The following is a 24,114-nucleotide window of genomic DNA, read 5'->3' on the forward strand; positions in this document are numbered from 1 at the left end:
GGGCTTTCCTCCCCTTGCCGTTTAAACCCGGAGAGGCATAGGCCGCCGCGCCGCCAAAGGCCATGGTCAAGACCATCTCGCGATGATCTTGACTTTATGGCTCACAGCCCGGTCATCGCTTCGGCCGCCGGAGTATAGCGCGCGCCATGGACCTCGATTCCGGCAAGCAGCAGGCCGATCTGGGCCAGATCGGTGTCCGACAGGGCGATATCCGCCGCGCCAAGGTTTTCCTCCAGCCGGTGCAGCTTGGTCGTGCCGGGGATGGGGACGATGTAGGGACGGCGGGCCAGCAGCCATGCCAGCGCGATCTGGGCCGGGGTGGCGCCATGCTGGGCGGCGATGGCCTTGAGGCCCTCGACCAGCGCCAGATTGGCGGCCAGAGCGTCAGCCTGAAAACGCGGCAGGGTGGCGCGGAAATCGCCCTGCGACACGTCGGAGGTGCTGGTGATCGCGCCGGTCAGGAAGCCCTTGCCCAGCGGCGAATAGGGGACAAGCCCGATGCCCAGTTCATCGCAGGCGTCGAGGATACCGTTGGTTTCAACCTGACGCGTCCAGAGCGAATATTCGTTTTGCAGCATGGCGACGGGCTGGACCGCATGGGCGCGGCGCAGGGTGGCCGCACTGGGCTCGCTCATGCCGAAATGCCTGACCTTGCCCTCGGCGATCAGGTCGCGCACGGTTCCGGCCACATCCTCGATCGGCACATTGGGATCGACGCGGTGCTGGTAAAACACGTCCAGCGCATCGACGCGCAGGCGCTTGAGCGAGGCTTCGGCCACGGCGCGGATGCGGTCGGGGTGGCTGGAAACACCGCGCATGGCGCCGGTTGCCGGGTCGATGTCAAAGCCGAACTTGGTGGCGATGGTCACCTGACCCTTGAAGGGTTCGAGCGCCTCGCCCACGGTTTCCTCATTGGTCCACGGGCCATAGACCTCGGCGGTGTCGAAAAAGGTCACGCCGCGCTCGACCGCGGCGCGGATCATGGCGACGCCGTCCGCGCGCGAGAGCGTGTTGGCATAGCCGAAATCCAGCCCCATGCAGCCATAGCCAAGGGCGGAAACTTGCGGGCCGTTCTGGCCAAGCTGGCGGATTTTCATAAGCCGGTCACTCCGAAAGGGTGGGGTATGACGGGGCTTTTAGCTCAAACGGCTTATGAGGATTAGCAGGGGATGGCGGCATGCGGTTATGAAGATACTTCATAAAAGGTGAGGGAGTCTTTCCCGCATGCCGCCTTGAGTAATTTACAGCCCCATCAGGCGCCGGTTGAGATCACGATCCTCGCCGCCAGCGGCAAAATCGTCGAAGGCATGTTCGGTAACCGGGATGATATGCTTGGCGATGAAGGGAGCGCCTTCGGCCGCGCCCACTTCGGGGTGCTTAAGCGCGCATTCCCATTCCAGCACGGCCCAGCCGGCATAGTCATACTGCGCCATCTTGGAGAAGATCTGGCTGAAATCGACCTGACCATCGCCAAGGCTGCGGAAACGGCCCGGACGGTTGACCCAGCTCTGATAGCCGCCGTAGACGCCGCTGCGGCCCGAGGGGCGGAACTCGGCGTCCTTCACATGGAAGCATTTGATGCGTTCGTGATAAATGTCGATAAACTGGACATAATCCAGACATTGCAGCACGAAATGCGACGGATCATACAGGATGTTCGCGCGCGGGTGGTTGTTCACGCGTTCGAGGAACATCTCGAAGGTCACGCCATCGTGCAGATCCTCGCCCGGATGCAGTTCAAAGCCGATATCGACGCCGTTTTCGTCAAATACATCAAGGATCGGCTTCCAGCGGCGGGCCAGTTCGTCAAACGCATCCTCGACCAGACCGGCGGGACGCTGGGGCCAGGGATAGACATAGGGCCATGCCAGCGCGCCGGGGAACGAGGCATGGGTGGTCAGGCCCAGCCGCGCGCTCGCCTTGGCGGCAAAGTGCATCTGCTCGACCGCCCAAGCCTGGCGCGCGGCGGGATTGCCGCGCACGTGTTCGGCGGCAAAGCCGTCGAACTGCGCGTCATAGGCCGGGTGGACCGCAACCAGCTGACCCTGCAAATGCGTCGAAAGTTCGGTGATCTCCAGCCCCTTGTCGGCCAGCATCCCCTTGATGTCGTCGCAATAGGTCTGGCTCTCCGCCGCCTTGGCCAGATCGAACAGGCGCCCGTCCCAACTGGGGATCTGGATGCCCTTGTAGCCCAGCCCTGCCATATAATCGGCAATGGCGGGCAGCGAATTGAACGGCGCAGCATCGCCCGCGAATTGCGCGAGGAAAATGCCGGGGCCTTTGATGGTTTTCATGAAAGCGGTCCTTTTAAACCGTGAACTTGGTCCAGCCCGCGCCCGCTTTGGAAAGCGCAACGGACTGTTCGATCAGCGCCATGCCGCGCAGGCCATCGGCGATGCCGGGGACCAGCGAGCCTTCCTCGCCGCGGATTTGCCGGGCGAAGTCGCGATAGAGATTGGCAAAGGCTTCGAGATAGCCCTCGGGATGGCCGCCGGGGGTGCGGCTGGCGCGGACGGCATCGGCGCCAAGGCCCGGATCGCCCGCCTGCACCAACTCGCTGCGGCCGTCATCGTGATAGATCCAGAGCATATTCGGATCTTCCTGACGCCAGCGCAGGCCCGCCTTTTCGCCATAGATGCGGATGGTGAGGCCATTGCGTTCGCCCACCGAAATCTGGCTGGCCAGCAAGGCGCCGCGCGCACCATTGGCGAAACGCAGCAGGATCTGGCAATCGTCATCGACGCGGCGGCCCGGAACGACCGTGCCCAGATCGGCAAGGATTTCGGAGACCTGAAGGCCGGTGATGAATTCGGCCAGATGGAAGGCATGGACGCCAATATCGGCCACGCAGCCGCCAACGCCGGAACGCGCCGGATCGCCGCGCCATTCGGCCTGCTTGCCGGTCTCGGGCTTGGACAGCCAGCCCTGCGGATATTCCACCACCACCTTGCGGATCGCGCCCAGAGCGCCTGCGGCAATGCGCGCACGCGCCTCGCGCACCAGCGGATAACCCGAATAGGTGTAGGTCAGCGCGAAGGGCTTGCCCGCCTTTTCCACGATGGCGGCCAGTTCATGGGCTTGGCGGAGCGTGGTGGTCGCGGGCTTGTCGCAGATCACCGCAAAACCGGCCTCCAGCGCGGCCTTGGCGGCGGGCAGGTGCATATGGTTGGGCGTGGTAATCGCCACAAAATCAATCGGATCGGCGCGCTTGGCTTCTTCGGCCAGCATGGTTGCGATGTCGGCATAGGCGCGGCTTGGATCGATCCGGTACGCTTCCCCCGCCGCGCGCGACTTTTCCGCGCTGGAGCTGAAGGCGCCCGCTACCAGCTCGATCTCGCGGTCCAGTTCCGCCGCTATCCGATGCACCGGGCCGATAAACGCCCCCGGCCCACCACCGATCATTCCCATCCGCAAGCGGCGCATTTCACTCTCCTTGGAGACAGGCATTACGCCCATCAATAATCAGAATTGTTATTCTGATTTATCCCTTGCCTCGTCAAATCTGTCAAGTCCGGCGGCCAAGGGCAGGCATGAAGCGCCCATGGCCGCCGTCAACCCGTTAAGCCACGAATTTGGCCAGATAATCGTAGCTGATCTTCATCGAATCGAACCGGTCGCGCGTGAAGGGCGCTTCCTGTTCGACATAGAAATTCTCGACCCCCGATTCCACGCAGGCCGGCAGGATCTTGTGCCAGTTGAGCATGCCCAGACCGACTTCGGCCGGGTCCTGACCCAAGGCATAGTTGATCTTGGTCGAGGCCTTGATGTCCTTGAGGTGGACCATCTTGATCCGGCCCTTCAACCGGCGGATTTCGGCCGCCGGGTCCAGCCCGCCTGCCGCCGCCCAGCCGAGGTCAAGCTCAAGGAACACCAGCTTGGGGTCCAGTTCGCCCAGCAGCACCTGATAGCCCGTGGTGCCGCCCTGCGGACGGAATTCCATGTTGTGGTTGTGATAGCCCAGATCAATGCCATAGGGCTTGAGCGCGTGGGCGCGTTCGTTGAGCAGACCGCCCAGACGCTTCCACATGTCCAGACCGCCCGCATCGACCGCCGCGACCAGCGCGGCGCGCATGTCGCCCCCGGCGGGCATTTTGAAATCGTCGGGCAGCAACGGCATCGGCAGCACCGCCTTGCGGATGCCCAGCGTGCCCAGCGCATCGGCGATTTCCTGCGGGCTGCTCATCAGCGTGAGCGAGCCGGGGGGCAGGCGCTGGGGCATACCCATGTGGATCGAGCCATAGCGCACGCCCGCCGCATCGGCATCGGCGCGCAGGTCTTTGGGCGAACGGCCATAGAGGCCGGGCAGTTCGAAATCGGTGTAGCCGATCGCGGCAAGGCGCTTGAGCGTCCCGGCCAGATCCTTTTGCGCGGCCTCGCCCAGCGCATAGAGCTGGACGCCCAGCGGCTTGTTGATGCGCTTGAACAACGGTTTGCGGCCCATTGTGGTTCGGGGCGCGGCAAGGGCCGGGGCGGCGGCGGCAAGGCCGGTCGCGCCCATGGCGGCCAACAGGCCACGGCGGTTGAGATGGATGGTCATCAGGCGTCCTCCAAAGCCCCGGCCGGTGCGGCCGTCGGCGGGTGAAAAGCAAAGGCCAGAACCAGCGCGCCCAGCGTGGCAAGGCCGGCAGGGACCAGGAACAGCGTGCGATAATCGACCACGCCATCAACCCCGGTCAGTTTGGCGACAAGGTTGGGGAAGAAGGAACTGGCCACCATATTGCCGACGCCAAGGATCAGCAGGTTGAACAGGCCCTGCGCGCTCGAACGCACGTCCTTGGGAAAGGCTTCGTCCACGAAGATGTAAACCGTGGCGAAGAAGAAGGCGTAGCAGATGCCGTGCAGCAATTGCACCGCGACGATCGAGGCCACGCTGTCCGACAGGAAGGAGAAGGCGAGGAAACGCGCGGCGTGGCCCAGAATGCCCACGATCATCGTCTTGCGCCAGCCCAGCTTGCCCAGCACCGTGCCCAGCACCAGCATGGTGAGCACTTCGGCGATCTGGCCCAGCGAGAGGACCACCATCGAAAGATTGCCCGCGATCCCCACGCGGTTGGTGAGGAAAGCGTCGGCCATCACGAAATAGCCGTTATGCACGACCGAATCGATGAAGGTGACAAAGAACAGCACCGCCACGAAGGGCTTCTTGAGCAGGCCCAGCGCCCGGCGCCATGCCAGCGCATCGACATCATCGCCGCCCTTTTTCGGCGGAGTATGGGGCAGGGTGAGCGAATAGGCCGCCAGCACCAGCGAGATCACGCCCGAGACGATGAAGATCGAGCGGACTTCTTCGGGGCCCGAATGCGCGCCCAGGATGAACACGAAGGGCCAAGAGGCCATCACCCAGCCCACGGTGCCGCCTGCGCGGACGGTGCCGAAATCCTTGCCTTCCTTGAGGTTGGCAAAGGCGATCGTGTTGGTCACCGACAGGGTGGGAACGTAAACGAGGCTATAGGCCAGATAAAAGGCGAAAAACGGCATGAAGGCGGTCGAATAGGCCGCACCCAGCATGCACAGGCCGCCGATCAGATGGCTGGCCGCCAGAAAGCGTTCGGCGGCAAAGTGGCGGTCGGCGAAGTGATTCGAAAAGAAGATGCCCACGACCGAGGCAATGCCCCAGCATGAGCCGACAAGTGCCTGTTGTCCTGCGGAAAAGCCGAGCATCCCCATGTAAGGAAACAATTTCGGCGCCCAAGCCCCCCAGATGGCCAATTGCAATGCCATCATAATGAAAAGGCTTATTTTTCGGGTCTGCGATGAAGTGGTTGTTGACAAGGCCTCGTCCTCTGTCCCATATTTTTGTAAACGTTGCCAGAACCCAGCGGCATCGGTCAAGAATCAAATTTCGGGAAGAGGAGAAGTTGGGGATGATCGAACTCGATCGCCGTCACATGCTGGAAGGTCTTGCGGCTCTTATCGGATTGTCCGCGCTGCCGGCTGACGCGCTGGCCGCAGCGGCCAGGAAACCATCGCTCCTTGACGCGCCCACCACCGCGCTGTTGGCCGCGGTCAGCGACACATTCATCCCGCGCACCGACACGCCCGGCGCGGTTCAGGCCAAGGTGCCCGCCACGGTGGATGGGCTGCTGCGCGACTGGGCCAATCCGGCGCATCGCGCGGCCCATATTGCCGCGCTCAAGGCCATCGACACGGCCGCTCGCGCCAAGACCGGCAAGCCCTTTGCCCTGCTGACCCCGGCGGCGCGCAAGACGTTCCTGACCGGCTATGATCTGGAGAACTTCTCCAATCCCGATTACTACAAACTCAAGGATCTGCTGGTCACCGCCTATTACATGAGCGAACCGGGAGCCACGGTCGAATTGCGCTACGAGCATGTGCCCGGCGCGTGGGAGCCTTCGATCCCCCTGACCAAGGATACGCGCGCCTGGGCTGGCCATAACGTCGGCTGATAAGAATTCTGGGAGAGTAAAATGTTCGACGCCATTGTTATCGGCTCTGGGATGAGCGGCGGGATGGCCGCCAAGGAATTGTGCGAACTGGGCCTGAAAACGCTCGTGCTGGAGCGTGGCCGCAAGATTGAGCATGGCGCGTCCTATAATGACTGGATGCAGCCGTGGGATCTGCCCACCGGCGGCGGCGTGCCCGAGGAAGTGCTGGAAAAGGACTATCCGATCCAGCGCCAGTGCTATGCGGTCAACACCGCCACCCAGCAATATTGGGTGAAGGACAGCCAGCACCCCTATGAAACCCCCGAAAACAAGCCTTTCAGCTGGATTCGCGGCTATCATCTGGGCGGGCGCTCGATCATGTGGGGGCGCCAGACCTATCGCTATTCGGAAATGGATTTCAGCGCCAATGCCCGCGACGGCCACGGCGTCGACTGGCCGATCCGTTATGCCGACATGGCGCCCTGGTATGACAAGGTGGAAACCTTCATCGGCGTCTCGGGCGAAAACGATGGTCTGGCCCAATTGCCCGACGGCAAGTTCCTGCCCGTGATGCCGATGACCGATGGCGAAAAGCTGTTCAAGACGGCGGTGGAGAAGAATTTTGCCGGTCGCAAGGTCATCATGGGCCGCTGCGCCCATCTGACCCAGCCCCAGCCGCACCATATCGAACTGGGCCGCAATCCGTGCCAGTACCGCTCGCTGTGCGAACGCGGCTGCTCGTTCGGTGCCTATCATTCCAGCCTGTCCTCCTCGCTGCCCGCCGCCACGCGGACCGGCAATCTGACGCTGGTGACGGACGCCATCGTGCATTCGATCATCACCGATCCGAAAACCGGCAAGGCGACCGGCGTGCGCGTGATCGACCAGAACACCAAGAAGGGCACGACCTATGAGGCCAAGGTGGTGTTCCTGTGCGCCTCGACCATCGGCAGCGCGCAGGTGCTGCTGCAATCGGCCAATGAAGCCAATCCGCGCGGCCTTGCCAACAGTTCGGATCAGGTGGGCCGCAATCTGATGGACCACGTTTATGGCCCCAGCGTGATGGCGGTGATGGATGGTCCTGAAACCTTCCACCGCGGCCGCCGCCCCAACGGCATCTACATTCCGCGCTATCGCAATCTTGATGGTCAGACCGAACCCTATCTGCGCGGCTATGGCTATCAAGGCCGGGTGATGCGTCAGGGGTGGCACGGCGTGGCGATGGGCGCGCCGGGCGTGGGTGCCGAGTTGAAGGAGCGCATCCGCCATCCGGGCGCATGGATGGTCGGCCTGTCGGGCTTTGGCGAAATGCTGCCCAATCCGGAAAACCGCGTGACGCTGAGCGCGACCAGGAAGGATGAATGGGGCCTGCCGCTGCTCAACATCCATTGCGAGCATGGCGAGAATGACAAGGAGCTGGGCCGCCGCATTCTGGAGGACGCCAAGGCGATGGTGACCGCTGCGGGCGGACGCATCATCAAGGAAACCGGCAAGCTGCACCCGCCGGGCCTCGGCATTCACGAAATGGGCACCGCGCGCATGGGCCATGATCCCAAGACCAGCGTGCTCAACAAGCACAACCAGGCCCATGACGTGCCCAATCTGTTCGTCACGGACGGCGCGGCCATGACGTCGAGCGGTTGCCAGAACCCGTCGTTGACCTATATGGCGATGTCGGCTCGGGCCGCCAATTACGCTTCGGAACTCCTGAAAGCGGGCACGATCTGATAGAGGGGTTACAGCAAAGCGTGGTCACCATTCGCGATATTGCCAAGCGTGCAGGCGTTTCGGTGGCCACGGTTTCGCGAACGTTGCGAGAGCCGGAGGCGGTGCGTCCGGCCAAGCGCGACGCGGTCAATCAGGCGATTGAGGAAATGAAATATGTGCCCAACGCGATTGCCCAGCAATTGCGCAGGCCGCGCCATGAAGCGATCATCGTGATCGTGCCCGAAATCGCCAACCCATTCTTTTCCGAGATTGTGCAGAGCATCGAGAATGTTGCGCATGAGCTGGGCTATCGCGTCTTGATCGGGGAAACCCAGGGCAAGCAGGAACGCCTTGATTATTATGCCGAAATGGTCACCTCACGGGTGGCGGACGGGCTGATTCTGCTTGGCTCGCTGCTGCCCTCGGTGGTGCGCGCCACGGTCAAGGCGGGCAAGCCTTTGCCCATGCCGCTGGTGCTGGCCTGCGAGAGCTATGCCGGATTGAATTGTCCGCATGTTGTGATCGACAATGTGGCCGCGGCCAAGCTGGCGGTGCAGCATCTGATCGAGGTGGGCCGCAAGAAGATCGCCACGATCACCGGGCCGATGGTCAACTCGCTGTGCGCCGACCGTCTGCGCGGCTATCATTCGGCGATGGTCGAGGCCGGGCTGACCCCGGAGGCGGGGTGGATTGTCGATGGCGATTTCACGATCGAATCGGGCCATGTCGCGATGCTGCGCCTGCTCGAACTGGAATCGCGGCCTGATGCGGTGTTTTGCGCCAATGACGAAATGGCGATCGGCGCACAGCAGGCGATTCATGAAAAAGGCCTGACTATTCCGGGTGATATTGCCATTGTCGGCTTTGATGACCTGCGTTTTGGCGCCTATGCTTCGCCGCCGCTGACAACCATCCGCCAGCCGACCAATGAACTGGGCGAAACGGCCATGCGGATGATCGACGCCATGCTGCATGACAAGCCCCTTGCAGAGCAAAGTGTTGTATTGGCGCATCAGTTGATCGTCCGCCGTTCTTCGGGGGTACAGGACTGACTTGCATCGAATTGGCGAAATGGTTAGAGGACGAGGAACAGGAAGCGCGGAGCCAATCGATTGGCCCGGCACCAATGGAGAGGATGGAATGGGGTTTGCGGCTTTGCGCCGCATTTATTTCCCGCAGTTTTGAAAACGATACCAAGCCTTACTCATGTCGCGACGGACGAGAGCTAGGGGATAGGCCGCAGTAAATTGTTGCCAATTTGATAACGTTTTCAACCGATGGCCGCCTGTCTCGACGCTGCATCCGCCGCGCCGAGGCGGCAATTTGAATTGCTTAAACAGGAGAGGGATAGGCAATATGAAGTTCACTCGTATTCTCGGAGCATCCATGCTCGCGCTGGCGATTGCCGGCCCCGCCATGGCGCAGGAAACCAAAGTCAGCCCCGACGGCGACATCATCGTGACCGCCACGCGTTTTGAAACGCTGGCCTCCAAGACCCCGATCGCGCTGACCGCCGTTTCGGGCGATGCGCTGCGCACCGCGGGCATCACCAACCCGACCAACCTGGGCGATCAGGTCCCCAGCGTGATGATCAACCGCAACAACGGTCTGCAGATCACCATTCGCGGCGTGACCAGCTCGGACGGCACCGAAAAGGGCGATCCCTCGGCCGCCTTCATGATGGACGGCGTCTATATCGCCCGTCAGCAGGCCCAGGAAACCAGCTTCTACGACATCAGCCGCGTCGAAGTTCTGCGCGGTCCCCAGGGCACGCTCTATGGCCGCAACACCACGGCCGGTGCGGTCAACCTGATCACCAACCGCCCCACCTTCGACAAGGTGAAGGGCGACGTGAACATTGCCTATGGCAATTACAACAACACCCAGGCCGGCGGCGCGATCAACGTGCCCGTGACCGACAATCTGGCGGTCCGCGCTGCGGTCAACTATGACCACCGCGACAGCTTCCTCAAGGCGGGCAACAACCTGTCGGGCCTGAACCTCTCGCCGTTCAAGGACGTGTTCTCGGGCCGTCTGCAGGCGCTGCTCAAGTTTGACCACGGTGAACTGCTGGTTCGCGGCGACTATAACCAGATGAAGGGCATCAGCTCGAACGCGCTGCCCACCAGCAACTTCTATTCGGGCTACGCCACCAACACGGTGATGCCGGTCTATACCGCCAACGGCAAGTCGAACGCCCAGCTTCTGACGCTGAACGCGCCGACCGCCGATGGTCTGCCGCAGGCGTCGCGTTGGGCCGACAACCTGCGCCGCAACAACGCCACCTATGGCCTTGATGTGGACTTCAAGTATGACTTCGGCGCGGTGACGCTGAACTATCTGGGTTCGTATCGCGAATTCAAGCGCCACGAAGGCAACTACAGCTATTACGGCCCGGCCAGCGCGGTCAACGTGGGCGGTCTGGCTCCCAACAAGTTCGACGGCTGGTACTGGCAGAACAGCCAGGAACTGCGCCTGTCGACCAATGGCACGGGTCCGTTCCGCGCTCAGGCCGGTGTGTACTACTTCAAGGAACGCGCCGACATCCAGCTGGCTATCTATGACCGCACCAACGGGGCCACCGGCCTGCGTTATGCGCCTTCGGATGTCGGCTATGTCTTCGCCTTCCCGCAGCACTATGTGATGTCCTCGTCGGTGGCCGGTTTCGGCCAGGTGACCTATTCGCCCAGCGAAAAGCTGCACTTCACGGCCGGCGGTCGCTACACCAAGGATGAAAAGGCCCGTACCGGCGCCACTGTCCAGTGCGCCTATACCGTCGCCTGCAACAACCCGGGCGACATCGTCACCCCGAACATTGCCAAGCGTTCGTATGAAAAGGCCACCTGGAAGGTCGGCGTCGATTACAACCTGAACGCGGCCACGATGCTGTTCGGCACGATCTCGACCGGCTACAAGGCCGGCGGTTTCAACGACGGTTGCGAAGCCGGCACCGCTGTGGGCTGCACGCTGCCCGCCAGCACGCTGTACTATCAGCCCGAAACGCTGACCGCCTATGAAATCGGCGCCAAGGCCCGTCTGCTCGACAACAAGCTGCGTCTGAACTTCTCGGCCTTCCACTATAACTACAACAACCTGCAGCTGACCCAGGTCGGTCCGTTCTGCGCCGGCGGCACCCAGTGCACCCAGACCACCAACGCCGCTTCGGCCAAGGTGGATGGTATCGAAGCTGAAGCTGCTTATAACATCGTCAAGAACGGCAAGCTCGACGTTCAGCTCTCGCTGCTCGACGCGCGTTACGGCACTTTCTATCCCAATGCCGCGACCTATCCGACGCTGAACCTGGCCAACACCCGTCTGGACCGTTCGCCCACCACCACGCTGACGGTGGGCTATACCCACACGGTGCCGTTGGCCAATGGCGCCGAAATCATTGCCGGTGTGCGTTCGAAGTATTCGTCGAGCTACAACATGCTGGCGCTCTCGATCTACAGCCGCTTCGTTCAGCCCTCCTATACGCAGACCGAAGTCAACGTGACCTATAACTCGCCGAACAAGGTCTATTACGTGCAGGCCTACGGCAAGAATCTGGAAAACAACCTGCTCGTCACCGCCGTTGGCGCGGGCGTGAACGGTACGCTCCAGGTTTCGGATCCTCTGATGTACGGCGTTCGCGCCGGCTTCAAGTTCTGATAGTAAACCAACCCTGACCTGTGGCCGGGCTGCCCTTTGGGCGGTTCGGCCACCTTTATGTCTGACGCCCCTTTGATGGCTCGATCCGGGAGAGAATGTCTTATGCTGCGCAAAACCGTTGTGATGTCATCTCTCCTTGCGCTTGCTGCCCCTCTTGCGGTTCATGCCGCCGCGCCCAAGCGCGCCGCCCCCAAACAGCCCGTGGTGGAAAGCCGCGGCAAGGCGATCATCACCATCAAGGGCCTGCGTTTCCGCGACCTCGACGGCGATGGCAAGCTGACCCCCTATGAGGACTGGCGCCTGTCGCCTGCCGTGCGCGCCGCCGATCTGCTGGCCCGCATGAGCATCGAGGAAAAGGCGGGCCAGATGCTGCATGGCACGCTGCCGGGCCTTGGCGGCGCGATCGGCCAGTCGAACAAGGGCTATGACCTTGAAGCGGCCGCGCCCATGCTGCGCGACAAGCATATTTCCAGTTTCATCACCCGCCTGCCGCTGGCTCCTGCCGCGATGGCGGAGCAATCGAACGCGGTGCAGGCGCTGGCCGAGAGCACACGCCTTGGCATTCCCGTCACCATCAGCGCCGATCCGCGCAACCATTTCCACCATGTGCTGGGCGCGGGCGAGAGTGCGACCGGCGTGACGCAATGGCCCGAACTGCTGGGCCTTGGCGCGCTGGGCGATGCGGCGCGTGTGAAGCGCTTTGCCGAAATTGCCCGCATGGAATATCGCGCCGTCGGCATTCAGGAGGCGCTGAGCCCGCAGGTCGATCTGGCCAGCGAGCCGCGCTGGGCGCGCATCACCGGCACGTTCGGCGCCGATCCGCAACTCGCCAGCGTGCTGGGCGGGGCCTATGTGCAGGGCTTTCAGGGCGCCCCGGGCGGGCTGGCCCGCAATGGCGTGATGACCGTGGTCAAGCACTGGGTCGGCTATGGCGCATTGCCCGAAGGGTTTGACAGCCACAATTACTATGGCCGCATCGCCAAGCTGACCACTGCCCAGCTCGACATGCATATTGCCGCCTTCAAGGGCGCGCTGGCGGCGGGCTCGGCGGGCATCATGCCGACCTATCCGATCATTTCCGGCCCCAAGCCGCTGGGCAAGGATCTGGAGCCCTATGGCGCCGGTTACAGCAAGGTCCTCCTCACCGATCTGCTGCGCGGCAAGCTGGGCTATAAGGGCATCATCCTGTCCGACTGGGCGATCACGGTCGATTGCAACGAGCGTTGCAGCAACCCCACCAAGGACGCCCCCCAGCGCCCGCAGGACATCTCCACCGACTGGGGCGTCAATGACCTGACCGTCGAGCAGCGCTATGCCTTGGGCATTAAGGCGGGCATCGACCAGTTCGGCGGCACGCAGGATGTTGCCCCGCTGCTTTCGGCGATCAAGGATGGGCTGATCACGCCCGCGCGCGTCGATGAATCGGTGCGCCGCATTCTGCTGGCCAAGTTCGAGCAGGGGCTTTTCGACAATCCCTATGTCGATCCGGCGGCGGCTGCGCGCATGATCGCCAATCCGGCCAACCATGCCCTTGCCGCCCAGACTCAGCGCGAGGCGCAGGTTTTGCTGACCAACAAGGGCCTGCTGCCGGTGGCGGCGAAAGGCAAGAAGGTCTGGCTGTTCGGCGTTGAGCCCAAGGCCGCGCAGGCGGCCGGCCTGACCGTAGTGAGCGATCCGGCGCAGGCCGATTTCGCCGTGGTGCGCGCCGAAAGCCCGTCCGAAATGCTCCACCCCAACCATTTCTTCGGCAGCCGCCAGAAGGAAGGCCGCCTGGATTTCCGCGACGGCGATGCCGCCTATGACGCGCTGAAGGCGGCCAAGGCGGCGGGCAAGCCCACGGTCTTCGCGATCTTCCTCGACCGCCCCGCGATCCTGATCAATGTGGTGGACAAGGCCGATGCGGTGCTGGCCAATTTCGGCGCCAGCGATGAGGCCGTGCTCGACATCGTGCTGGGTAAGGCCAAGGCCAAGGGGCATCTGCCCTTCGAACTGCCCTCCAGCATGGCGGCGGTGGAAAAGCAGGACCCGGCCGTGCCCAATGACAGCGAAAAGCCGCTGTTCAAGCACGGCTTTGGCCTTTGATGTTGGCGGGCCTGTGATCCATGCTGGCGGCTGACATCCGGCTGCTGGGCATCAGCATCGGCGGGATCGCTCTGGCGATCCTGCTGATCGCCCGGCTGGGGCTGCATCCGTTTCTGGGCCTGCTGACCGGGGCTTTGGTCACGGGCCTTGCCGCGCAATTGCCGCCCGACAAATTGGCCCAGACCATCGAGAAGGGCTTTGGCGACATCCTGCGCGGCACCGGCATGGTGGTGGCGCTGGGGCTGGGCCTTGGCGCGATGCTGCAGATTTCGGGCGGCGCGCGCGCGTTGGCCAAGGCGGTGCTCGACCGCACCGGGGATCGTTATGCCACGCTGGGCGGGCTGGCGGCGGCGCTGCTGATCGGCATGCCGCTGTTTTTCGAAACGGGCACGGTGTTGCTCCTGCCCATCATCGCGGCGGGCATGGCCGACCGCGCCCAATCGGGCGGCCTGCGCCTGCGGGTAATGCTCTCCACGCTAGCGGGCCTGTCGGTGCTGCACGCGCTGATGCCGCCGCATCCGGGGCCATTGATCGCGGTGCGCGAATTGGGCGCGGACCCGGCGCGCACGATGCTGCTGGGTCTGATTGCGGCCATTCCCACTGCGCTGATCGCCGGGCCATTGCTGGCGCGGATCACCACACGAGGGGTGGTCACGGAAAATCTGCCGCTGATCGAGCCGGATGAGGGACTGGCAACACCGGCATGGCGGGCGCTGATCGTGCTGCTGCTGCCGGTGGGGCTGATCGCGGCGGGGGCCTTGATGCGGATGGGCGGGGGCGAATTGCCGCCCGCCATTGCGCTGGTGTCCGATCCGGTGGTGGCGCTGCTGATCGCCAATGGGGCGGGGCTGGCGCTGCTGCTGGGGCCGCGTATGGCGGATCGCACCCTTCAGGACATGATCTGGCGCGAGGCGATGCTGCCTGCGGGCGGCATTCTGCTGGGCATCGGCGCGGGCGGGGCGCTGAAACAAGTGCTGGTCGATATCGGCCTGCCCGCGCTGTTCGCCCGGTTGGCGCAGGCTAATTTCGTCGGACCGGTGGTGATGGCATGGCTGGTGGCCGCCGCGATCCGCGTGGCGACGGGTTCGGCCACAGTGGCCACGATCACCGCCTCGGCCATTATGGCGGGCGTGGTGGGCGGGCATCAGATCGACCCCAGCCTGATCGTGATGGCCATTGGTGCGGGATCGGTGTTCTTCTCCCACGTCAATGATCCGGGCTTCTGGCTGGTCAAAGCCTATCTGGGCACGAGCACGCGCGACACGTTCCGCACATGGTCGATGCTGGAAAGCGCGATCTCGGTGGTGGGGCTGGGCTGCGTGCTGCTGCTGGCGCAGGTGGTTTAAGGGCGCGCGAAACGCACCACGCCCGGATCAATCTGATTCGCCCCGATCACGATCCGCCCGCCCGACCAGTCGCGCACAAAGGCAGGGCCGCGCGGCGCGCCCGGCGCCATTTTTACCGTGTTGCCCTCGATCACCAACCCGTCGGTGGGGTGATCGCGGCTTTCGGCGGAGAGGGCGATGATCGTGCCGGGGTTCTCCTTGCGCGTACCCTGCACCATCCAATTGCCCGAAATCCGCCCGGTGCTGCCCGCGGGCAGGTCGATCAGATAGTTCGAATTGCGCCCGCCGGTATCGTCGATCACATTGTCGCGGATGTCGACCACGCGGGCGCGCGCCTTGATGTAATGGCCGCCATCGCCCATTTCGAAGCGCGAATTGGTGATGGTCACGCGGTCGTAGAAATTCAGATAGACCGAATGCGCACAGGACAGCCCCCGGTCGCAGCGCCCCAGATGGGTGAAGGTCGAATGGTCGATGGCAATCGTCCCGCGCGGGTCATTGTTGGCCAGAATGCCCTCGTCGCTGTCCTTGAACCAGCTTTGCGTGACCGAGAGATTGCCATGCTCGAGGCGGATGCCCGAGCCATTGCCGTCCTGATGGCGCATATTGGCAAAGATCAGCCCTTCCACCCGCGAGGAGCGCCCGCGCAGCACCAGCGCCGCCTTGTCCTCGCACAGGCGCCCGTCGAAGATCGTCTTGCCCGGCACGGCGGCGACGAATTTGACATCGCCCGCGATCTGCGCCGCGCAATCGCGCCAGCGGCCAGCGTCGATGCGGATCGTGCCGGTCTTGTCGCCAATCGCGAAAAGCGCGTCCTGCAGCCGGTTGAACTTCTGCCCCGTCTCGACCACCGTATAGGGGCTGGTCTGCTGATAGGCAGCCTGAGCATGGGCGAGGGCGGGCGCGGCCAGCGCGGCGAGCAGGAGGAGGGGGCGCTTCATGGCCCCCGGCTTTAACGGGCGCGCGTTAAAATCCGCCCAACGGCGCGCACCATCCGCACAGGCCAGCGCGTGCAGCGGTCGCAGTTGCCGCAGGTCATCGGCGGATTGCCCCCGAAATGGCGCAGCAAAACCGCGCGGCGGCAGCCCCGAGTGCGGATCAACCGCTCCATGGCCCGCCATCGCGCTTCCTGCCCGCGTTCATTCCCGCCGGCGATGGCGCGGTGGAGCCCGCCTTTCAGATCCTTGGCGCTCCACAGCAGTAGCGCCAGCGCAGGCGCCCCATCGCGCCCCGCCCGACCCGTTTCCTGATAATAGGCCTCGACCGAGAGCGGCGGCGAGAGGTGGACGATGAAGCGCACATCCGGCTTGTCCACCCCCATGCCGAAGGCGATCGTGGCCACCATCACCGCGCTGGAGCTGTCGAAGAAGCGCTGCTGATGGGCACGGCGTTGTTCGGCGCGCATCCCGGCGTGATAGGGCAGCACGCGGCGGCCGGTGCCGGAAAGCGCCTCGGCGGTCTTTTCCACTTCGGCGCGGGTGCGGGCATAGATGATGCCGGGGCCGGGGTTGTCCGCCAGCACCTTGCGGAGTTGGGCCAACGTGTCGCCCCGACGCAGGACGCGGTAGTGGATGTTGGGCCGGTCATAGCCGCCGATGATCCGGCCCTCAGGGGGAATCACGAAATGTTCGGTGATGTCGGCGGTGGTGTGGGCGTCGGCCGTCGCGGTCAGGCACAGGCGCGGGGAGGGATGGGCGTCGAGCAGGGGCAGCAGGGCGCGATAATCGGGGCGGAAATCATGGCCCCATTCCGATACGCAATGCGCCTCGTCCACGGCGAACAGGGCGATGGGGATATCGGCCAGCAGCGCGGCGAAATCCTCACGCGCGGCCCTTTCGGGGGCGACATAGAGCAGGTCGAGCGCGCCGCGTTTCAGCAGGTCGATGGTGCGGGTCTGATCCTCGTCGGCGCTGGTCAAGGTGGCGGCGCGCAATCCGTGGGCCTTGGCCGCGCGCATCTGGTCCTGCATCAGCGCGATCAGCGGGCTGATGATGATCGCCGTGCCGGGCAGCAGCAGCGCGGGCAATTGATAGGTCAGCGACTTGCCGCCGCCCGTAGGCATGACGGCCAGCGTATGCCCGCCCGCCATGATCCGCTCGATGATGGCGCGCTGGGTAGGGCGGAAGTCGTCATGGCCGAAATGCTCGCGCAGCGCGGCCGTCAGCTCATCCATAGTCACGGATGACGCGCAGGAAAGCCTCGCCAAAGGCATCGAGCTTACGCGCGCCCACGCCCGAAATCTGCGCCATTTCCTGCATCGATCCGGGACGGTCGGCGGCCATCTGGCGCAGGGTAGCGTCGTTGAAGATCACATAGGGCGGCACCTTGCCCTCGGCCGCCAGATCGCGGCGGAGGGCGCGCAGCGCCTCGAACAGCGGATCGCCGCTGGGATTGGGGGTGCTGCCCCGGTCGCGGCGACTGCTGGAACGCGTGCGCGCCGGGGGCTGGGCCATGGCAAATGCCATCTCGCCCTTCAGGATGGCGCGAGCCTCGCCCGCCAGTTGCAATCCGCCATGCTCGGTTGCCTCCAGACACCCGCGCGCCTGCAAAGCGCGGGCAAGCGGGCGGAGCAGCGCGGCTTCCTCGCCCGAAACGATGCCATGGACCGAGAGCGTGTCATGGCCGCGCTTGGCGATCAGTTCGTCGGCCGCCCCGGTCAGGACATTGGAGACATAGCCCAGTCCAAACCTCTGTCCGGTGCGATAGATGGCCGAGAGCAATTTGCGCGCCAGCTCCGTCACCTCGATCACCTTGGGCGGGTTGAGGCAATTGTCGCAATTGCCGCAATGCTGGGGCGCATCCTCGCCGAAATGGCGGCGCAGCAGGGCGCGGCGACAGCCCGCCGTTTCCACCAGCGCGGCCATGCTGTCCAGCCGCGTCCGTTCGCCCGACTGGCGCTCAGGCTCGACCTCTGCGATGCGCTGGCGGGCGCGGACGAAATCCTCGGCCCCCCACAGCATCAGCGCCACCGAAGGATCGCCGTCGCGCCCCGCGCGGCCGGTTTCCTGATAATAGGCCTCGATGCTTTTGGGCAGACCGGCATGGGCGACAAAGCGCACATCGGGCTTGTCGATGCCCATGCCAAAGGCGATGGTGGCCACCATCACCATGTCTTCGCTGGCGACAAAGGCGGCCTGATTGGCGGCGCGCATCTCGGGCGGCAGGCCCGCGTGATAGGGTAGAACCCGCCGCCCGGTCGCGCCCAGTTGCTCGGCCAGTTTTTCCACGCCCGCGCGCGTTCCGGCATAGACGATGCCGGGGCCGGGAACCTCCGCCATCAGCACCTTGATCTGCGAGAGGGGATTGTCGCGCGGGGCGATGCGGTATTGGATGTTGGGCCGGTCAAAGCCCGAAACGATCAGTCCGTCCTCGGAAATGCCCAATTGTTCGAGAATATCGCCGCGCGTATGCGCATCCGCCGTGGCCGTCAGCGCCAGTCGAGGCACATCGGGAAAGGCATCCATCAGCGGGCGCAGCAGCCGGTAATCGGGCCGGAAATCATGGCCCCATTGCGACACGCAATGCGCCTCGTCGATGGCGAACAGGCCGATATGGGATTGTTCGAGCAGTTCCCGAAAATGCGGCTGGCTGGCGCGTTCGGGCGCGACATAGAGCAGGTCGAGCGAGCCGTCTCGCAGCGCGGCCATCGTGGCGCCCCGATCCATGTCGGCGCTGGTCAGGCTGGCCGCGCGGATGCCATTGGCGCTTGCCGACCGCAACTGGTCGTGCATCAGCGCGATCAGCGGCGAAATCACCACGCAAACGCCCGGCATCATCACCGCAGGCAATTGATAGGTCAGTGATTTGCCTGCGCCCGTGGGCATCACCGCCAAGGTTGAATGCCCCGCCAATATGCGGCCCACCACATCCTCCTGCACCCCGCGAAAGGCGGAGAAGCCGAAGATGCGGTGCAGCGTATCGAGCGGATTGAGCGTTGCGGTGTTCACGCGCCCGCTATGGCAGAGCGGAACGGGAAGCGGAAGCGCGCGCGACCACTTCTTCCTCGCGCGCGGTAAATGCGCTGCGGCCCTTGGGCGCGTCATCGGCCACGGCGGTGGTGAAAAAGGCCAGCCCCTGCCCGCGCACCGGGTCAACCCAGAGGCCCGATTTCAACCCATAGGCGTCGCCCGCATGGCCGATCCGCATGGTTGTGTCGCCAAACAGGTCGTCGTGGCATCTGGTGCCGCCCGGTGTCTCTCCGCCCCCGGCCTTCATGTGCAGCGCCAGCGTCTGCACCGCCAGCCCATAGGCGCAGAAGAACCCGTCGCCCTCGCCGTTCTCGCCCAGGCCGTTGGTGCCGTCAAAGCGCCAAAGCGGACGGGTCATTTCGGCAAAAGCCTCGGCGCTGATAAACCCGCGCCCGCCGCGCGCCAGCATCTGCCCGATCCGCGCCAGATCCATCATGCTGATCCGCAACCCGCCCTGCGGCGAGAACAGCGCGCCATTTTCACCGGGGCGATAGGCGGCCAGATCGCATGCGCGCCCCGGCATCACCTCGACCGGGCATGCGGGCAACGCGCCATGCAGGTCATCCTTGGCCACTTCGCCATTGGCGCGGTAAAGCACCGCCGCGCGGGCGGCTTCCTGCGTCGAACATGGCGACCAGTTATAGCAGGCGGAAAGCCCAAGCGGGCGCAGCACAAGGTGATGCATCAACTGGTCAAAGCGCTCGCCCGTAACCTTTTCCATGACGCTGGCCACGACCGGAAAGTTGAGATTGGTGTAATGGAACCAATCGCTGCCGGGCGCATGGTTGCGATCCCAAGCACGCGGGTCGGCCACACGCTGGCGCAGGCTCTCGCCAAGCGGGATGACATAACCGGCGTCATCACTCAGGCTGGAGCGGTGGGAGAGCAGCAGGCGCAACGTGATCGGCGTATCGGGAAAGGCCGGGTTGCGCAGGGGCCAGCCCAGATAATCCGACACATCGCGGTCAAGATCGAGCGTCCCGTAATCCACCAGCCGCATCACCCCCAGCGCGGCCACCAGTTTGGAAATCGAGGCGATGCGCACCGGCGATGCGGCCGTGGCGCGGCGCCCGGTTGCGCGGTCTGCGGCGCCTTCCTCAAGCACCGCGACGGCATGGCGCCGGTCAAAGCGGACGGCCACCGTTGCCGGAAGAGAGGCGGGCAGGGCGGCGGCGAGCAGAAGGGCGGAGAGCGGCATGGGGCAAGGTTTGCCCCTGCGCTCTCCCCCGTCAATACGCCGGATGCCTTAAAGCGTTGCCTCGTCGGGTGGAAATCACCTCACGCTCAGGAAAACGCCTTAATCGAGATTGGGCCGCAACCAGCGGCGGGTTTCCTCGATGGTCTGGCCGCGCCGCTCGGCATAATCGGCCAACTGGTCCTCGCCGATGGTGGCCACGCCGAAATACTGGCTTTCGGGATGGGCGAAGTAGAAGCCGCTGACCGCTGCGGTGGGCAGCATGGCCTGCGATTCGGTCAGCACCAGCCCGGCATTGTCGCCCGCCTTGAGCAGATCGAACAGGATCGGCTTGAGCGTATGGTCCGGGCAGGCCGGATAGCCGGGCGCGGGGCGGATGCCGCGATATTGCTCGCGGATCAGCGCCTCATTGGTCAATTGCTCGCCCTGCGCATAGGCCCAGAGGTCGCGGCGGACATGGGCATGCATGCGTTCGGCAAATGCCTCGGCAAAGCGGTCGGCCAGCGCCTTGAGCAAAATGTCGCTGTAATCATCATGGTCCGCCTTGAAGCGTTCCAGATGCGGCTCGATCCCATGGATGCCCACGGCAAAGCCGCCCAGCCAGTCGTCCGTCGTGTCAATGAAGTCGGACAGGCAGAAATTGGCGCGGCCCCGGCTCTTGATGAACTGCTGGCGCAGCATGGGCAGGCGGGTTCCATTCTCCAGCAGAATATCATCGCCCTCGCGATGCGCAGGCCAGAACGCGCAGACGCCGCGCGCGGTCAGCCACTTTTCCTCGATGATCCGCTTCAGCATCTTCTGCGCATCGGTATAAAGGCTGCGCGCCGATTCCCCGACGATCTCGTCCTCCAGAATCGCCGGATAGGTGCCCGCCAGTTCCCATGCGCGGAAGAAAGGCGTCCAGTCGATATAATCGGCCAGATCCGTCAGGCTCCAGTCGTCATAGCAATGCAGGCCCGGTTGCAACGGGGCCGGGGCCTTTTGCGCGGGGTCGATCACGAAGGCATTGGCGCGAGCATCCGCGATGGAGAGCAGCTTCGAACCGCCCTTGCCCGCGCGCGCGATGCGCACCGCTTCATATTCATCGGCCGTTGCCGCGATAAACCCTTCGGCCTGCGTATCCGACAGCAATTGGCTGGCCACGCCCACCGCGCGGCTGGCGTCCAGCACATGCACCACCGGCCCGTCATAGGCCGGGTCAATGCGCAGCGCCGTATGCACCTTCGAGGTGGTCGCCCCGCCGATGAGCAGCGGAATCGTCATCCCCGCGCGCTGCATTTCCTCGGCCACGGTCACCATTTCGTCGAGCGAAGGCGTGATCAGGCCGGACAGGCCGATGATGTCGACCTCTTCCTTCTGCGCCGTCTCGATGATCCTGCTCCACGGCACCATCACGCCAAGGTCGATCACCTCATAGCCGTTGCATTGCAGGACCACGCCCACGATGTTCTTGCCGATGTCGTGGACGTCGCCCTTGACCGTGGCCATGATGATCCGGCCCTTGGCCTTGGCGCCTTCTTCCTTGGCCGCTTCGATGAAGGGGATGAGGTGCGCGACCGCCTTTTTCATCACGCGCGCCGATTTCACCACCTGCGGCAGGAACATCTGGCCCGAGCCGAACAGATCGCCCACGCGGTTCATGCCCGCCATCAGCGGCCCCTCGATCACCTCGATCGGGCGGGCGTGCAGCAGACGGGCCTCTTCGGTATCCTCGACGATATAGGCGTCGATGCCCTTGACCAGCGCATGTTCGAGACGCTTCACCACATCATAGGAGCGCCATTCCTCGGCCTCCTTTTCCGCCGCCTTGTCGCGCCCCTTGAAACTTTCGGCCAGAGCGATCAGCCGCTCGGTGGCGGTCAATTCGCCCTCGACAGGACGCATCAGGATCACATCCTCGACCGCCTCGCGCAGCGCCGGGTCGATCTGGTCATAGATGTCGATCTGGCCGGCATTGACGATGGCCATGTCCATGCCCGCCGGAATGGCGTGATAGAGGAACACCGAGTGCATCGCCCGGCGCACCGGCTCATTGCCGCGGAAGCTGAAGGACAGGTTCGACAGGCCGCCGCTGATATGGACATGCGGACAGGCCGCCTTGATGTCGCGGCACGCCTCGATGAAGTCGAGCGCATAGCGGTCGTGCTCTTCGATGCCGGTGGCGACGGCAAAGACATTGGGGTCGAAGATGATGTCCTCGGCCGGGAAACCCATGCCGGTCAGCAGCTTGTAGGCGCGGCAGCAGATTTCCACCTTGCGCTCGCGCGTGTCGGCCTGGCCCTTTTCGTCAAAGGCCATGACCACGACGGCGGCGCCATAATCCATGCATTTGCGCGCCTGCGCGAGGAAAGCTTCCTCGCCCTCCTTCATGCTGATCGAATTGACGATGGGCTTGCCCGAAACGCATTTCAGCCCGGCCTCGATCACGTCCCATTTGGAACTGTCGATCATGATCGGCACGCGGGCGATGTCGGGTTCCGAGGCGATCAGCTTCAAGTAGGTCGTCATCGCCGCGTGGGCGTCGAGCAGGCCCTCGTCCATGTTGACGTCGATGATCTGCGCGCCGTTATCGACCTGCTGGCGCGCAACCTCGATGGCCTTGGCGTAATCGCCCGCCAGAATCAGCTTCTTGAACGCCGCCGAGCCGGTGACATTGGTGCGCTCGCCCACATTGACGAAACGGGCCGAACTTTGAGTGGTCATCAGTAATTCCAGCGATCAGGCAAAGATAAAGGGTTCAAGACCGGCAAGGCGCGTCACCGGCGTCAGGCCGGGCAATTGCCGCGAGGGCAGCCCGCCCACCGCGCGCGCCATGGCGGCAATATGCGCAGGCGTCGAACCGCAGCATCCGCCAAGGATGTTGACCTGTCCGGCATCGGCCCATTCCTTGACCAGCCCCGCCGTGGTTTCGGGCAATTCGTCATAGGCGCCCAGCTCATTGGGCAGGCCCGCATTGGGATAGACCATGATCAGCGTATCGGCGATTTCGGACAAAGCCTTGACATGCGGGCGCAATTGCGTGGCGCCGAAAGAGCAGTTGAGGCCAATGGTGACCGGCCGCGCATGGCGCACCGCCCACCAGAAAGCCTCGACCGTATGGCCCGACAGATTGCGGCCCGACAGGTCGGTCAGCGTCATGGACAGCATGATCGGGATTTCCCGACCCAGCTTCTGTTCGACATGGCGCACGGCCATGATGCCCGCCTTGGCGTTGAGCGTATCGAACACCGTCTCGATCAGGATGAAATCCGCGCCCCCTTCAACCAGCGCCTCGACCTGCTCGGCATAGACATCGACCAGATGGTCCCAGTCGATCTCGCGGAAGCCGGGATCGTTGACGTCGGGGCTGAGCGAGAGCGTCTTGTTCGTCGGCCCGATGGCGCCCGCGACGAAGCGAGGGCGCCCGTCCTTTGCAGTGAATTCATCGGCCACGCGGCGGGCCAGCTTGGCGCTCTCCACGTTGATTTCGCGCACCAGATGCTCCGCGCCATAATCGGCCTGCGAAATGCGGTTGGCGGAAAAGGTGTTGGTTTCGGCAATATCGGCCCCGGCGGCGAAATAGGCGCGGTGGATCGCCTCGGGCACCTCCGGCTTGGTCAGCGCCAGAATGTCATTGTTGCCCTTCTGATCGTGGCTCAGGCCCAGCGAACCGGCATAATCGGCCTCGGACAGGCCGTAATTCTGGATCTCGGTGCCAAAGGCGCCATCGGTGATGAGGATGCGCTGCGCGGACTGCTCAAGCAGGGTCTTGCGCGCAGCAGAGGGAATGAGGGTCATAA

At 63.9% G+C, this 24,114-nt stretch carries 17 protein-coding genes; 6 read left to right on the forward strand and 11 right to left on the reverse strand.

Annotated features, from left to right (window positions below; translation table 11 throughout):
- Positions 1-101 precede the first annotated feature (101 nt).
- The 5 genes from FHW92_RS11660 to FHW92_RS11680 all read right to left on the reverse strand — a co-directional run bounded on the left by FHW92_RS11660 (position 102) and on the right by FHW92_RS11680 (position 5,772).
- Positions 102-1,097, reverse strand: a complete 996-nt coding sequence (locus tag FHW92_RS11660; RefSeq protein ID WP_168603404.1) for an aldo/keto reductase — start codon at positions 1,095-1,097, stop codon at positions 102-104.
- 144 nt (positions 1,098-1,241) lie between these two features.
- On the reverse strand, positions 1,242-2,294 hold the full coding sequence (locus FHW92_RS11665) for a sugar phosphate isomerase/epimerase (RefSeq protein ID WP_168603405.1): 1,053 nt from the start codon (positions 2,292-2,294) through the stop codon (positions 1,242-1,244).
- Between the two features lie 13 nt (positions 2,295-2,307).
- Positions 2,308-3,423 (reverse strand): Gfo/Idh/MocA family oxidoreductase, encoded by a 1,116-nt coding sequence (locus FHW92_RS11670; RefSeq protein ID WP_168603406.1) that lies wholly within the window; start codon positions 3,421-3,423, stop codon positions 2,308-2,310.
- A gap of 136 nt (positions 3,424-3,559) precedes the next feature.
- Complete coding sequence (locus FHW92_RS11675) at positions 3,560-4,537, reverse strand: sugar phosphate isomerase/epimerase (RefSeq protein WP_168603407.1); 978 nt, start codon at positions 4,535-4,537, stop codon at positions 3,560-3,562.
- On the reverse strand, positions 4,537-5,772 hold the full coding sequence (locus FHW92_RS11680) for a nucleoside permease (protein WP_282599732.1): 1,236 nt from the start codon (positions 5,770-5,772) through the stop codon (positions 4,537-4,539). The genes FHW92_RS11675 and FHW92_RS11680 overlap by 1 nt, the downstream gene beginning before the upstream one ends.
- A gap of 92 nt (positions 5,773-5,864) precedes the next feature.
- On the opposite strand from FHW92_RS11680, the gene FHW92_RS11685 reads away from it, so the two are divergent.
- From FHW92_RS11685 to FHW92_RS11710, 6 genes are all read left to right on the forward strand, one after another.
- A complete protein-coding gene (locus tag FHW92_RS11685; RefSeq protein WP_168603409.1) occupies positions 5,865-6,407 on the forward strand; it encodes a gluconate 2-dehydrogenase subunit 3 family protein in 543 nt (180 codons plus the stop codon).
- A 21-nt stretch (positions 6,408-6,428) separates the two neighbouring features.
- On the forward strand, positions 6,429-8,114 hold the full coding sequence (locus FHW92_RS11690; RefSeq protein WP_168603410.1) for a GMC family oxidoreductase: 1,686 nt from the start codon (positions 6,429-6,431) through the stop codon (positions 8,112-8,114).
- A gap of 20 nt (positions 8,115-8,134) precedes the next feature.
- Positions 8,135-9,145, forward strand: coding sequence for a LacI family DNA-binding transcriptional regulator (locus FHW92_RS11695; RefSeq protein ID WP_168603411.1), 1,011 nt, complete (start codon positions 8,135-8,137; stop codon positions 9,143-9,145).
- A 304-nt stretch (positions 9,146-9,449) separates the two neighbouring features.
- Positions 9,450-11,744 carry a TonB-dependent receptor gene (locus tag FHW92_RS11700; protein WP_168603412.1) on the forward strand — a complete coding sequence of 765 codons (2,295 nt, stop codon included), beginning with the start codon at positions 9,450-9,452 and terminating at the stop codon, positions 11,742-11,744.
- A 123-nt stretch (positions 11,745-11,867) separates the two neighbouring features.
- Complete coding sequence (locus tag FHW92_RS11705) at positions 11,868-13,826, forward strand: glycoside hydrolase family 3 N-terminal domain-containing protein (protein WP_168603413.1); 1,959 nt, start codon at positions 11,868-11,870, stop codon at positions 13,824-13,826.
- 20 nt (positions 13,827-13,846) lie between these two features.
- Positions 13,847-15,172, forward strand: a complete 1,326-nt coding sequence (locus FHW92_RS11710) for a gluconate:H+ symporter (protein ID WP_168603414.1) — start codon at positions 13,847-13,849, stop codon at positions 15,170-15,172.
- Here the strand turns inward: FHW92_RS11710 and FHW92_RS11715 are convergent.
- The 6 genes from FHW92_RS11715 to FHW92_RS11740 all read right to left on the reverse strand — a co-directional run bounded on the left by FHW92_RS11715 (position 15,169) and on the right by FHW92_RS11740 (position 24,112).
- On the reverse strand, positions 15,169-16,113 hold the full coding sequence (locus FHW92_RS11715; protein ID WP_168603415.1) for a right-handed parallel beta-helix repeat-containing protein: 945 nt from the start codon (positions 16,111-16,113) through the stop codon (positions 15,169-15,171). The two genes, FHW92_RS11710 and FHW92_RS11715, sit on opposite strands and share 4 nt — an antisense overlap.
- An 11-nt stretch (positions 16,114-16,124) precedes the next feature.
- Positions 16,125-17,345, reverse strand: a complete 1,221-nt coding sequence (locus tag FHW92_RS11720) for an ATP-dependent DNA helicase RecQ (protein WP_210428459.1) — start codon at positions 17,343-17,345, stop codon at positions 16,125-16,127.
- The gene (gene recQ / locus FHW92_RS11725) at positions 17,338-19,119 is read right to left on the reverse strand and encodes a DNA helicase RecQ (RefSeq protein ID WP_349237675.1); all 1,782 of its coding nucleotides are present in this window, start codon (positions 19,117-19,119) and stop codon (positions 17,338-17,340) included. The genes FHW92_RS11720 and recQ overlap by 8 nt, the downstream gene beginning before the upstream one ends.
- A 7-nt stretch (positions 19,120-19,126) precedes the next feature.
- Entirely contained in the window at positions 19,127-20,338 is a 1,212-nt protein-coding gene (locus FHW92_RS11730; RefSeq protein ID WP_168603418.1) for a serine hydrolase, read from the reverse strand.
- A gap of 99 nt (positions 20,339-20,437) precedes the next feature.
- Positions 20,438-23,038 carry a methionine synthase gene (gene metH / locus FHW92_RS11735; RefSeq protein ID WP_168603419.1) on the reverse strand — a complete coding sequence of 867 codons (2,601 nt, stop codon included), beginning with the start codon at positions 23,036-23,038 and terminating at the stop codon, positions 20,438-20,440.
- A gap of 15 nt (positions 23,039-23,053) precedes the next feature.
- The gene (locus FHW92_RS11740; RefSeq protein WP_168603420.1) at positions 23,054-24,112 is read right to left on the reverse strand and encodes a homocysteine S-methyltransferase family protein; all 1,059 of its coding nucleotides are present in this window, start codon (positions 24,110-24,112) and stop codon (positions 23,054-23,056) included.
- Positions 24,113-24,114 lie beyond the last annotated feature (2 nt).

Origin of the sequence: Novosphingobium sp. SG707, assembly GCF_012275515.1 — a bacterium.
Taxonomy (GTDB): domain Bacteria; phylum Pseudomonadota; class Alphaproteobacteria; order Sphingomonadales; family Sphingomonadaceae; genus Novosphingobium.